This is a genomic window from Streptomyces sp. Edi4, assembly GCF_040253615.1.
Classification (GTDB): domain Bacteria; phylum Actinomycetota; class Actinomycetes; order Streptomycetales; family Streptomycetaceae; genus Streptomyces.
The window spans coordinates 4,516,582-4,529,168 of record NZ_JBEJGY010000004.1 but is presented as its reverse complement, the minus strand read 5'-3'; the positions used below and the strand labels follow the sequence as shown (position 1 = coordinate 4,529,168).

Genomic DNA, 12,587 nt, shown 5'->3' with positions numbered 1-12,587 from the left:
GCGGGCCCGCGACCCGCCCCTCACCTGCGGATTCCATGGGTGGACAGGGCCGGGGGGCGGGTGTACGAACAGGGGCCATGAGCGCGATCAACGGCGGAATCTCCTTCTGGTACGCGACCGACGGCCTGCCCACGCCCCGAGAGCCGCTGTCCGGCGACGCCGGCGCCGACGTGGTGATCGTCGGCGGCGGATACACCGGCCTGTGGACGGCGTACTACCTGAAGAAGGCGGCGCCCTTCCTCGACATCGCCGTCCTCGAATCCCGTTTCTGCGGCTACGGGGCGTCCGGGCGCAACGGCGGCTGGCTCTACAACGGCATCGCGGGCCGCGACCGGTACGCCGCGCTGCACGGCCGGGACAGCGCGGTGCGCCTCCAGGAGGCGATGAACGACACCGTGGACGAGGTGGTGCGGGTGGCGGCGGCGGAGTCCATCGACGCCGACATCCACCAGGGCGGGGTGCTCGAAGTGGCTTACACACCGGCCCAGTTGGCGCGGCTCAGAGCCTTCCACGCCGCCGAGACCGCCTTCGGCGAGAAGGACCGGCTGCTGCTCGGCGCGCGCGAGACGGCCGAGCGGATCCGGGTCGCGGGGGCCGTCGGCTCGACGTGGACGCCGCACGGGGCGCGCGTCCACCCCGTGAAGCTGGTCAAGGGGCTGGCGTCGGTGGTGGAGGCGCTGGGGGTGCGGGTGTACGAGTCGACGCCGGTCACCGAGATCCGGCCCGGTCACGCCGTCACGCCGTACGGGACCGTCCGCGCGCTCTATGTGCTGCGCTGCACGGAGGGTTTCACCGCCTCCCTCAAGGGGCAGCGGCGGGCCTGGCTGCCCATGAACTCCTCGATGATCGCGACGGAGCCGCTGGGGCCCGAGGTGTGGGAGGCGATCGGCTGGGCGGGGCGCGAGACGTTGGGCGACATGGCGCACGCGTACATGTACGCGCAGCGCACCGCGGACGACCGGATCGCGCTGGGCGGGCGGGGGGTGCCGTACCGGTTCGGGTCGCGCACCGACAACGACGGCCGCACCCAGGAGGCGACGGTGACCGCCCTGCGCGAGATCCTGGTCCGCTTCTTCCCGCAACTGGCCGGGGTAGCGATCAGCCATGCCTGGTCGGGGGTGCTCGGCGTGCCGCGCGACTGGTGCGCCTCGGTCGCCCTGGACCGTACGACGGGGCTCGGCTGGGCGGGAGGTTACGTCGGCTCGGGCGTGGCCACGGCGAACCTCGCGGCGCGGACCCTGCGGGATCTGGTGCGGCGGGACTCGGGCGAGGGGGAGACCGACCTGACGACCCTCCCGTGGGTCGGCCACCGGGTACGGATGTGGGAGCCGGAGCCGTTGCGGTGGCTCGGGGTGCGCGGCATGTACGCGGCGTACCGCGGGGCGGACCGCCGTGAGCTGGCGCGCGCCCGCGCCACGACGGATCCGGTTGCGACGCTGGCAAATCGTGTGGCGGGGCGCCGTTGAGAGGGGGTGCGGGTGCCGGGTGCGGGGTGCCGGGTGCGGGGTGCGGGGTGCCGGGTGCGAGGTGCGGGGTGCGAGGTGCGGGGTGCCGGGTTTCCGCCGACCCGGGCCGAGCGTGTTGCGCAGTTCCCCGCGCCCCTGACAGGGCTGGTGCGGGTCCGCATGGGCATAGTCAGCCTGTCATGGGGGTCCCCCCTGGCCCTCAAGGCCTTGGGGGAGTTTGAGGACGAGGCCCTTCAGGCCGGTCGGGGTCTGGGGCAGAGCCCCAGGAGCCCCGGCTGCGGACCGTGCGTGGCTGAGCGCGCAGTTCCCCGCGCCCCTGACAGGGCTGGTGCGGGTCCGCATGGGCATAGTCAGCCTGTCATGGGGGTCCCCCCTGGCCCTCAAGGCCTTGGGGGAGTTTGAGGACGAGGCCCTTCAGGCCGAACGGGGTCTGGGGCGGAGCCCCAGGGATCCCGGCTGCGGACCGTGCGTGGCTGAGCGCGCAGTTCCCCGCGCCCCTGGGCATCCGACGCCGGCCCGCACCAAACCGCACCCCGCACTCCCCCCTCAGGCCACCGCCACCCCGTACTCCCCCACCAACTCCCCCAGCCCACCCCGATACCCCTTCCCGCCCGGCACGAAGTCCCAGTCCCCACCCGCCCGTCGCCGGAACGACCCCAGGACCAGGGCCGTTTCCCCGGGGCGCCCGTCCGAGACGGGGAGCCGGTCCAGCTCGCCCCCCGTCCCGTCCCGAAGGCAGATCGCCGCCTCGGTGAAGCCCGCCAGATCCTGGCCGGGGTTCACCTCCGGATCCACCGCCGCCACCAGCACCAGCCGGTCCGCGCCTTCCGGCAACGCGTCGAAGACGACCCGCACCGCCGCCCGGTCACCCCCGGCCCCCGGCACCATCTGGACCGAACTCCCGGGGTTCTCAGGGTTGTTGAAGAACACGAAGTGCTCCTCGCCCAGCACTCGCGCCCCCCGGCACACCAGCGCGCACACGTCGAGCTCGACCGCCCCGGCCCACGTCATACCGAGCACATTGAAATCCTCGGCGCCCCCGGACTCGCCCCCCGCCGGCCCCGCCGGCCCCACCGGCCCCGCCGACCCCGCCGACCCCGCCGGCTGGGCGGAACCACTCGCCGCCCCCGCACCCCCCGGCCCCCCGAGCCGCCCCCGCAACCCGTGCTGACGCAGCAGCTCCACCAGCTCCTCCCCGGACACCAGCGTCAGCGGCTTGGCCTCGGCGAAGCGGTACGACCCGGGCCCGAAGCCCGACGTGGTCACCAGGACACCCTTGTTGGCCCCGGCCCCCTGCACGGTCCCGTACAGATCGCGTACGGCGGTCGGCGGCACCGTATGGCGGTAGCGCTTGACCTGCACGATGATCCGCCCGCCGCTGATCGGGTCCGGGTCGAGCGCTTCGACGTCGACGCCGCCGTCGTTGGAGCGCTGCGTGGTGAGCGCCTGCATGCCGCGCGCACGGAACAACTCGGCGACCAGGCCCTCGAATGCGATGGGGTCCATCGTGAACAGGTCCGGCTCGTCCCCACCGCCGTACGACACCACCCCGCTGCCCACGTCGGCGGGCCGACGTCCGGGGCGTACGGCGGCGCGCTGGTCGGGCTTGGCGGACAGCTGCCCGCGCACCGCGTCCACCAGGCAGTCCACCGCGCTGACCTGCCCGAGATTGAGCCGTGCGAACGTGGCACGCGGCACGCTCACCGCGGCCAGAAAGATCTCGGCGCGGCGCCCGATGGCCGGATCGACATCGTCGACGAACCCGTTGAGCACGACCGATTCGAGCACCCCGAACTCATCGGCCGCGAACAGGTCGCGCAGCACGAGCAGCACACACTGCGCGAGCGCGTCCCGGTAGAGCGCGCGCCGCTGCGTGACGGGCCGCGCGGTCTCCTTCTCGGTGTCCGAACTCGCCACGTACCGTACGGACTTGACCTCCGGCACGACCTCGATGCCGGGCAGCTCCCAGTCGAGCACGAGCTGGCGCGCACCCCGGTCGAAGGCCGCGCTCACCTGGCGCGGGAACCCCTCGGGCCAGGCACCCGACGCGTACAGGGCGGCCGTGAAGTAGTCGACGGCCGCCTCAGGTTCGCCGGCCCGCAGCGCGTCCACCAGCTGGGCGAGCCCGGCGTTGTGGGCGCGTACCTCGGCGAGCTGCCCGGCGGCCCAGGCGTCGTACTGCGCCCGGTAGGCGGCGAGTTGGCGTACGCGATGCGTCTCGGCGGCCTGCGCGGCGTCCCAGTCCTGCCGGTATCTGGCCTGCGCCTCCTGCTGCGCCTGCGCCCGCCGCCCGGCCGTCCAGCCACCCTGGGCCTGATAGAGCGCGGGGTCGGGCATCGCCACAGGCTGCGCGAGCTGCCCCGGCTCGAACGGCGCGACGGCCTCCGGTCGCGTCAGTGCCGCGACCCGGAACGGCGCCGCCCGGCACCCCTGCGCCAACAGCGCGCCCAGCTCCGCGACTTGCTGCTCCAGTTCCTGCGTCCGCAGCCGGGCATCCGCCTCCCGCCCCTGCCGGTACGCCGCCTGCTGCTCGCGCTGCGTCCGCGCGAGGTCACGCTCGTACGCCCGCTGCCGCCGCTCCTCCTGCACCGCCGCCCGCTGCTGCGCCTCCCGCTGCCGCTGCTGCTGCCGCTGCGCCTCGGCCCACACCCCGACCAGCCCACTGGACCGACGACTCATATCCAACTGCCCCTCTCCCCGCCCCCGCCCCGAAAACACAAGTGTCCCGGACCTGGAGGGTCCGGGACGATCTCTCACGCTTCCTGGCGGTAGTCCCCCAACCCACGCCCACGAACCAAGTTCTACCAGGTCGGCGCGGGCGGCGGTCCAGCCCGCACAACCCCTGCGCCGATCTGCGGAGCGCCGTCCCCGTCGGCCGGGCGCGCGCAGGGGCCACCGTCACGTTCAGGCGCCGTCACGCGGAAACGTGCCCACCCCGCGCAGAAGCTCGTACAGCTGCGAAATCGAATGAGTGGCACCATTTCCCCCGGCGGCGACGATTTCCGCCGCCCTTTCCGCCTGGCGCGTCGAGGCATAGATGAAAATGGGCACGCCGAGTCCCTGGCCTCGAAGCTCACGAATCAAATCGATTCCGGCATTCGCGTTGTACGTCCCATTCTCGTTCCTCCCCATGTCGGAGACAATGACATCGAACGACTCCGGGTGCCGACGCATGGCGCGCTGGGCCTCAGCGGTGGACTTCGCGATCTCCACCGAGACTCCCAGGCTGCGCAGTTGCTCGGCTTCATACGCGTTGTTCTCCGGATGGTCGTCGACCCAGAGAACCTTCCGCAGGGTCCGGGTCCCCACGCCTGCCTCCGGCTCTTGGCGCGGTTGCTCGGCCGCGACATCGGCCAGCCTGCTCTGCATGTCGGCCGTGGTCCGAAGAACGCGTTCCGATAACTCCTGAACCGTCAGCTCCGCCTGTCCGACCTTCACGGTAAAGCCACGTGAACGGATGATCTCCTTGAGCACGGGAAACAGTCGCCAGACAACAAGACCGAAAATGGCAGGCCACGCCAGGCCTGTGAGCGCCTCCACCAAAGCCGTCGCGTCCTTCATTCCCATCCCCCGTATGCGATGACAAAGAGGCGGTGATCATTCCATGGCGCCCGCCCCACGAGACGGCGCTTGGCGCATACGCGATGGCTACTGACCGAATCACACCCACCGAGGCCGCAGCGAACCCGGCCCCCGCGCCCCAACACGAAAGGCCCCCAGCCAACCTCGGCCGGGGGCCTTCGCCCACGAGCCCCCTGTCGGGTTCGAACCGACGACCCCCGCTTTACAAGTTCGATCAGGCTACTCGCGTCGACGGCCTAACTGACGCACGGGTGCCGCTGGCGGCTGCCAAGGTACGGCGCTGATCGAGGCCGTTGATGTCAGCGTTGGATGTCAGCGAAACAGCCCCGGCATGGGGCAAGCTTCCAACGGCTCGTGCGGCCGATCGGTCCAACCCCACCAGACGTGCCGACTGGGGCACTTCCAGAGGGCTCGGCAGATCCGCTGACCGTCATCCTCCCGCCGGGAGAGCACGAGGCCGCCGGATTCAGTGAGTTGACCGCACTCGGGGCAAGGTGGGGTCTCGTCGATCATGCGCCGCACCTTAACCGAGGAGTTCTTCTCAGTCTCCAAGCACCCTGCGTTGGGTCCAACCTCCTCAGATCTACTGGCGCTCACCTGCACTGATGGCCCATCGCCAACCCATCTGTCCCACGATCCAAGCGATGACGGCTCGCAGGGGACCGCTTGTCACCAAGTGCGCCGCTACTGCCGGTTGATCGGCACCTCATAGACGATCTCGCACAGAGCAACCGGCACGACGATGTCGGCCGTCTCCACGGGGCGCCCCTGATCGCTGTAGTACGTCCGCCGAATGTGTGTGACGAGCGCGCCTTTCTGGATGCCGAGCAGTGACGCCTCTTCGGCGGTCGCGTGTCGCGGCTCCGGCTGCTCCACGGCATGGCCGACCGTGATCCCGATCTCGGCCATACGGTTCACGACGCCCTCTCCGGCATGGGGCCCTCCCTCGGGAAGGACGACGATCGTCCCCGCGGTGAGGTCGTAGGGCTCCCAGCTCGTGGAGAGCTGCACAGGCCGGCCGTCGGCGAGGAACTCGTACACGGTGCGGACGCAGAGATCGCCTACCGCGATGCCCAGCCGCGACGCGATCTCACTCGGCGCCGGAACCTTCGCATCGGTCCGGCTCTCCCAGCCGCCTTGCCTCCCCAGGGCTCGCATGTCCGAGCGGAACGGGGAGCCCTCGGGCTGCTCGCGGGCCGCGGAGCGAACCACGCGCACGCGCTCACGCGGCTCGGCGACGTACGTTCCGGACCCGGCCCGCCCCTCCAACACCCCTTGCGAGATGAGCAGTTCCTGCGCCCGGCGGATCACGTTCTCGCCGACACCGCACTCCTGGGCGATCTGAGCGCGGGAGGGCAGCCGATCGCCCGGTGTCCACTCGCGATCCGCGATGCGCCGCCGGAGGACATCAGCGATGCGGAGATAAGGCGGCTGCTCAGGCATATGGAAAATCTAGTCCACTAGCTCTAATCTAGTTAACTAGCTTCACTGAAAGTGATCAGCGGTGACGGAGGCTGCCCTGTGCCTGCTTCAGAAGTGAGCGCGGGGGCCATCGCTGCCCGGCTGTCCGCCCTCGGACTCGCCACACGCGTGGAGGAGCACGCACGGCAGACCGCGATCGAGGCGGAGGTACCCGACTGCCTCCCCGCCGAGACCTGGCAGGAGGCCCTAGACGTGGTCGCCCAGGCCGACCGCTTCGGCCTCCTGGCCACCAGCCTGGGCGGCCGCACGTTATGGGCCGCCGTACGCAAGCCGGCCCCGGCACCGGACCGATCGCCGGGACCTGGCCAACAGCGATAGGAGCACCATCGTGTTCAACCGCATCCGCCGCGCCGCATCGCGGTTCAGCGAACGGCTCTCAGAAAGGCGCCGGCAACGCCAGCGTCCCCCAACTGCCGTTTGCACCACGGCCAATCACCCGGCTGGTAGCGATCGCGGGGTGGAGCAGATTCCTGGGCAGCCGCAGAAGCACACTGAGGTGCTGATCGGGGAGGAGACGGCCCTAATCCGCCCGTACCTGCTGGCATCCGAGCAACGAGCACAGCAGCGCGCCACGATGCTCGCCCTTCACGCTCTGGTCGAGACGCCTTACTGCTCGGCAGAGGTCCTCTGATGCCATATCGCCGCCTCCAGTCTCGTGCAGCGCAGCGAAATCTCGAAGCCCCCTACCATTCGAGCTCGTGCCGGGTCGGCCAGCACCGCGAGTGCGCGCATTCTGTGCCGACAGCAGCGCCGAGCGACGTCCCCGTGATCTACGAGGCCTGCACGTGCTCGTGCCACACGGTGCCCGACCGGGATACGACTGCAGGGGTGTCCCCGTGAAGAACTGGACCTCCGGCCGTTCCCTGACGGCCCCTGTCGAAATCACCTCGACCAACGTGCGATGCGGCGACGTCATCCTGACCGGCGCCCGCCCGTGCCGAGTGACGTACCTCGGCCAACTCCCTGGTGGAGCCAAACGGCTCCTCTTCGAGTCAGGCGAACAGTTGACGATGTACGTCCGCACTCAATTGATCACATCGAGGGGGCCGTCAAGGTGGTGACCCGGCCCGCCCCGCCCCTCCCGTACGCGATCGCCGACGACCTACGCGCCCGGATCATCACAGGCCGCCTCAAGCCCGACGAACGCCTCCCCTCAGAGACTCAGCTCGCCACGCACTACAGGGTCAGCACGCCGACCCTGCGAAACGCCTTGGCGGTCCTCCAGGGCGAAGGGCTCATCGAGAAGATCCACGGTAAAGGCAACTTCGTGCGCCGCCGTCTTCATCAGGTCACCTACGTCGGCGGCGGACACATGGCCATCGACCGGGATGCCGCAAGGGTGACCCTCCGCGTCACGGTCCGCACCACCAAGATCTGGGCGCGAGGTGACTTGGCCTCGCTGCTGAAGGTGCCGCTCCACAGCCCGTTGACCGAACTGCGCTGCGTCGGCTACGAGGGCGATTCGCCACACAGCCTCATCCGCTTCTACGTCCCGCGCGACCTGGCGCCGGTCAACCCACGAGCAGAGCTGTCCTGTTGGGGGTCGGTCGAGGCGACCCTGGCGGAGGCGCGTCCAGCACTCGCCGACACTCAGGAGACAGTCAACGCCCGCCTTCCGACCCGGAGCGAAGCCGCCACCCTGCGCATCAGCACGGCACTGGCCATCCTGGCAATCACCCGGGTCTCGACCGACATCAAGGGCCGCGTGGCCGAAGCGGCCCACCTCGTCCTACCCGGCGACCGCGCCAACGCCCTCTTCACCACTCATCGCATGACGGCGGGGAGGCGTGCGCAACGATGACACCACACGATGAACTCCGCCTCCTGCCCTGGTCGAGCCCGGACGGCAAGCCGTGCTTCCTGAGCACCGACGACCCGGCCGGCCGCCTGTCCCGCCTAGCGGACGAGATGGAAGTACACCAACTGGACAGCGCATCAGCCCTGGTAGCGCAAGGCTTGAAGATGATCAGCGACGACGAAACGGAGCGACCGGCGCTCGAAGGCTTGACGACGGCCCTGATCAAAGCCCTGCAGGCCACGCTTCGCGTAGCAACAAGCCGGGGCCACCGCTTAGCGGCCGCGGACCTCATGCCCCTGGAACGCTGTGACCCTCCTCAGAGACCCATGAGCAGGATCGACTAGCAGTTACTCATAGTCGATACGCGAAGAGGCCCGGATCTCGATCCGGGCCTCTTCGCGTCGCCGAAGACAGCCTGGAACCTCTGAGCACTGGACTTCTTCGTCCCGAAGCAACTTTGGCGGCGGCCGTGCCTTGGGCCAGTGCGCCCGTCACCTGCGCTGCTGGTCCGCTGGCGTCCGTGCTCGTCCGTCGGTGTGCGTCGGCGTTGTCACGCAGTTAGTCACTAACCCGGAGAGGGCCCGGCGCTTAGAAGATGCGGGCACGCCGGGGTGGGCAGCCCTGATGTGTTCTTGCCGCTGCCGCTCAGGGCTGCCGGGCACTGCTGCCGTCCATCTTCGTTGCCGTCACGGTTGCCGTCACTGTCGTACTTCGGTGCCGTACTGGTTGCCCGCCGCGGCCTGGGATGCACAGGGCCACCTACTAGTGACTAGTAGGTGGCCCTCTGGCCAGGTGGCAGCAGTTGAACCCAGGACGCTTCTGACGTCAGGTGCTCGGAGGACCAGGCTCAGGTGGCGCGGCCACGCTCGGCACGCTCCTGCTGTTTCCGCCGGCTAGCTCGTGGAAGAAGCCAGGTACGCCGAGGATGATTGCGGGGACTGCGAGCACCCACCACCACAAGTAATTTCCTCCCTGGAGAGCGGCCCAGGTACCGAGGCTGATGCCGCCGCCGCCCAGAATGATGCCCAAGCTAACACCCACAGCGTCTCGCTTGAATGAGTCTTCGCGCTCGCACGTTTGCCTGTACTTCTGGGCCGTTGCATCCAACTGTGAAGTAAGTGTGGCCTTGGCTGCTGTGCCCTCTGCAAGAGATTCGGCCGCCGCGATCTCTGCCGTTAACCGAACCATGATCTTGTCTGATCTGGATCGGCGACTTGCGCGGGCAGCGAAAAACCCTGTGAGCACTGCGATTACCACTGGGGAAAACGCAGTTACCGTTTGCGCAAGGGAGGTAACTTGCAACGCAATTCCGATCTAATCGTTCGCCTGCTCGGCTTCGCTTGACGTCGCCTGATTTAGGGTCTCACGCCGCCTCTCGTACCAGCCATTCCGGAACGCTTCCCTGATTTCTTCACTCCTACCCTTATAGAAGATCGAATCTTCTAGTTCGATTAGCTCGACGACCGTTTGTTGTGCCCTCTGCGCCTCCAGCTTGGTGCGGTTAATCGATTCTCTGTGTGTCTCTTCATCCTCGCTGGGCCACTTGTAGTGGACAAATGCGTTCCGAGACTCCATTACGCGAGTTATTTGCCGGGCGAGCTCCTTGGGGAACCTCGGGTTGTCCAAGCTCGTCCATATTCTCCCCATCTTGAGCTCGATTCGTGAGCTTCTGATGAGTGCCGTAGCTAGCTCCGGGTGCGTCCCCTTGCCGGTTGCGCGCAACAGGATGATTCGGTTTAGCCAGTGCTCAATCCAAGTTGCGTAAAACAGTATCGCGAACTCGTGTTTTCCCTCGTCCAGGAACTTGTCCCCTTGGTTCTTCAGCTCCCGTTCATGGTTTCCGGACCACTGGACCTGGCTTGCCTTCCCGGCTCTTTTGCTCTCGCTAAGCTCTTCGTCGGGGTCAATGTCGAAATGATCGAGGTGTAGCGAAATAGCTTCAATAATAACCTCATCGGCACTGAGAGTGTCGAGGTCCACCTCGTCAAACATGACGGCGTTTTCCACTGCGCTCCAGGTGACCGCTTCCCAGACGGGGAGAAATCTTTCGCTGGTGATCATTTTCATCGCTGGGTCTGGCACGGTATCGCTCCTTCATCGGAGATTTTCAGGTTACTGGTCCACCTTCTAACTCGCAGGCGGTTTATGCATACGGCCTCCGCCTGTCGCACGAGGTCGGCGGAGCGGGTTTGGGCGGGAGCTGCTTTGGCGCGAGTGATCATGGCCCCGTAAGCTTCCGGCGCGTCGGGCAGGTTGTGGACCTGCCCGGTAAAGCACGACGTTGGGGCCATGATCTTCGAGGCTCGCGCCAAAGTGGCTGCCTAAAGCCGTGGAGCCGGCCGCCCCAGCCACGGAGGGTGTCTCCCACTTCCAGCCCGCAGTCGCGAGCGCGCCGCCGGGCGCGGCCAGCCGGGGCGGAGACAGGAGGCAGGCCGCGCCGCAGAGGCGGCGCGCGCCCGCGCCGTGCGCGGGCCCTTGATGAAGTAGGGAAAGTTCTATCGCGCGGGCGTCAGGCGCTTGCCGTCGTGGCTGCGGACGTGCGGGCCCGCTCCGTCCAGCGCGTCCAGGAGGCGGATCGCGTAGACCTCCGACATCCACTCCGCGACCTCTTCCGGCGTAAGCCAGTCGACGGCCGTTGATTCGCTCGATGTGCGCTCGACGCCGCCCGCCGGCTTGCAGCGGAAGACCAGGGCCACGATGCCTCGGGTCGTGTTCTTGTAGACCCCAGTCAGCTCGTCGACCTCGACGTGGATGCCCGTCTCTTCCCGGACTTCGCGACGAACACCTTCCTCCGGGGACTCGTCGAGTTCGAGTACGCCGCCCGGAAGTTCCCAAGTGCCGTTGTCAGCGCGTCGGATGGCGAGGAGCCGACCATCGTCACGGACTACCACCCCGGCCACGGACACGGAGTGGAGCGGCGTTGACTGGCCTTCCTGCGCGCTGTTACTCATGTACAGGAGCATAGGAGGATGAGAAGGACTATGGGAACAGCAGTAGGAGGTGGGAAGGCCGTACCCCGGTACGTGCAGATCGCCGACGAAATCGTTCAGCAGATTCGGGCCGGCGTTCTCAAGCCCGGCGAGCTGGTGCCGAGCGAATCCGAGCTCGTGGACCGCTACGGCGTTGCCGGCGGAACCGTGCGCAAGGCCATGGCCGAGGTCCGGGCCAGTGGGCTCGTGGAGACCCGGCACGGCAAGGGCTCCATCGTGAAGGACCGGCCGCCCGTACGGCACCGCTCCTCCGACCGCTTCCGGCGATCGCATCGACAGGGGGGCAAAGCCGCGTACCTGGCCGAGTCGGCCCAGTCGGGAGCGACCGCGAAGGTGAGCGTCCTCTACATCGGCCCGGTGGAAGCCACCGAGGACATTGCCGCGCGCCTGGACGTCGAGGCTGGCACCCAGGTGCTCGCCCGGCGGCGGCTCTATTTCCGCAACGGCACGCCCGTCGAGACGGCGACCTCCTACCTCCCTTGGGACGTGGTGAAGGACATCCCCGAGCTCTTCGCCGAGAACCCCGGCGGGGGCGGCATCTACGCCCGACTCGAAGACCACGGACACGAGTTCGCGGAGTTCGTCGAGACGCTCCAAGCCCGCCCGGCGTCCAAGGCCGAGACGTCCGAGCTGGCGCTGAGCCCCGGAGCTCCGGTGGTTCACCTCGTGCGTGAGGCCGTGACAACGGCCGGTCGCGTGGTCGAGGTCTGCGACACCCTCATGGCCGCTGACCAGTTCGTCTTCAGCTACCGGATTCCCGCAGCCGACTGACGCGCGCTCAACTCCCCACAGCCCGCCGCGACTTCTTCGTCTCGGCGGGTTGACTCATGTATAGGAGTGCTGCACTCTTCTTCATGTCACTCATGTACATGAGTGGTGGAGCTCAGCATCTATAGAGGAGTGATCAGCCGTGCGTCAGATCCCTGTGGACACTTCCGCCGCGACCGTCATGGTCGCCAAGGCACCGCAGCCCAAGGTCAAGGACCGCCGTACCGGTGAGCTCGCCGTGGACGCCGAGACCGGAGCCGCTCTGATGACCGTGGACGTGATGTTCGCGGCCAACGACGAAGTCGAGATCCTGTCCGTCACCATCCCCAAGCCCGGTCTCTCCGACGACTTGGCCATGGGGACCCCGGTCGCGCTGACGGGGCTCATCGCGCGGCCGTGGGAGAACGAGTTCAACGGCCAGAAGCGGCATGGCATCGCTTACCGCGCGGTCGCCCTCACCTCCCTCGGCGTCGGTGCTACGCAGCCCAAGGCAGCCTGACC

At 68.2% G+C, this 12,587-nt stretch carries 11 protein-coding genes; 6 read left to right on the top strand and 5 right to left on the bottom strand.

Going from position 1 to position 12,587, the window contains the following annotated elements; genetic code table 11:
* Positions 1–77: 77 nt before the first annotated feature.
* The gene (locus ABR738_RS22570) at positions 78–1,466 is read left to right on the top strand and encodes an NAD(P)/FAD-dependent oxidoreductase (protein WP_350231789.1); all 1,389 of its coding nucleotides are present in this window, start codon (positions 78–80) and stop codon (positions 1,464–1,466) included.
* A gap of 546 nt (positions 1,467–2,012) precedes the next feature.
* Here the strand turns inward: ABR738_RS22570 and ABR738_RS22565 are convergent.
* From ABR738_RS22565 to ABR738_RS22555, 3 genes are all read right to left on the bottom strand, one after another.
* A complete protein-coding gene (locus tag ABR738_RS22565; RefSeq protein ID WP_350231788.1) occupies positions 2,013–4,145 on the bottom strand; it encodes a restriction endonuclease in 2,133 nt (710 codons plus the stop codon).
* A 225-nt stretch (positions 4,146–4,370) separates the two neighbouring features.
* Entirely contained in the window at positions 4,371–5,033 is a 663-nt protein-coding gene (locus ABR738_RS22560) for a response regulator (RefSeq protein ID WP_350231787.1), read from the bottom strand.
* A 699-nt stretch (positions 5,034–5,732) separates the two neighbouring features.
* Positions 5,733–6,491: a GntR family transcriptional regulator gene (locus ABR738_RS22555; RefSeq protein ID WP_350231786.1), complete on the bottom strand. Its 759-nt coding sequence runs from the start codon at positions 6,489–6,491 to the stop codon at positions 5,733–5,735.
* A 78-nt stretch (positions 6,492–6,569) separates the two neighbouring features.
* Between ABR738_RS22555 and ABR738_RS22550 the strand changes: the two genes are divergently transcribed.
* The 3 genes from ABR738_RS22550 (at position 6,570) to ABR738_RS22540 (ending at position 8,331) form a co-directional block, all read left to right on the top strand.
* On the top strand, positions 6,570–6,848 hold the full coding sequence (locus ABR738_RS22550) for a hypothetical protein (RefSeq protein WP_350231785.1): 279 nt from the start codon (positions 6,570–6,572) through the stop codon (positions 6,846–6,848).
* Positions 6,849–6,858: 10 nt separating this feature from the next.
* Positions 6,859–7,161: a hypothetical protein gene (locus tag ABR738_RS22545; RefSeq protein WP_350231784.1), complete on the top strand. Its 303-nt coding sequence runs from the start codon at positions 6,859–6,861 to the stop codon at positions 7,159–7,161.
* Between the two features lie 426 nt (positions 7,162–7,587).
* The gene (locus tag ABR738_RS22540; RefSeq protein WP_350231783.1) at positions 7,588–8,331 is read left to right on the top strand and encodes a GntR family transcriptional regulator; all 744 of its coding nucleotides are present in this window, start codon (positions 7,588–7,590) and stop codon (positions 8,329–8,331) included.
* Between the two features lie 1,311 nt (positions 8,332–9,642).
* Here the strand turns inward: ABR738_RS22540 and ABR738_RS22535 are convergent.
* The gene (locus ABR738_RS22535) at positions 9,643–10,410 is read right to left on the bottom strand and encodes a hypothetical protein (RefSeq protein ID WP_350231782.1); all 768 of its coding nucleotides are present in this window, start codon (positions 10,408–10,410) and stop codon (positions 9,643–9,645) included.
* Positions 10,411–10,823: 413 nt separating this feature from the next.
* The gene (locus ABR738_RS22530; protein WP_350231781.1) at positions 10,824–11,291 is read right to left on the bottom strand and encodes an NUDIX hydrolase; all 468 of its coding nucleotides are present in this window, start codon (positions 11,289–11,291) and stop codon (positions 10,824–10,826) included.
* 18 nt (positions 11,292–11,309) lie between these two features.
* On the opposite strand from ABR738_RS22530, the gene ABR738_RS22525 reads away from it, so the two are divergent.
* Together ABR738_RS22525 and ABR738_RS22520 are read left to right on the top strand one after the other, a co-directional pair.
* Positions 11,310–12,089 (top strand): GntR family transcriptional regulator, encoded by a 780-nt coding sequence (locus tag ABR738_RS22525; RefSeq protein ID WP_350231780.1) that lies wholly within the window; start codon positions 11,310–11,312, stop codon positions 12,087–12,089.
* A gap of 139 nt (positions 12,090–12,228) precedes the next feature.
* Positions 12,229–12,585, top strand: coding sequence for an SCO3933 family regulatory protein (locus tag ABR738_RS22520; protein WP_167159221.1), 357 nt, complete (start codon positions 12,229–12,231; stop codon positions 12,583–12,585).
* The last annotated feature ends 2 nt before the right edge of the window (positions 12,586–12,587 follow it).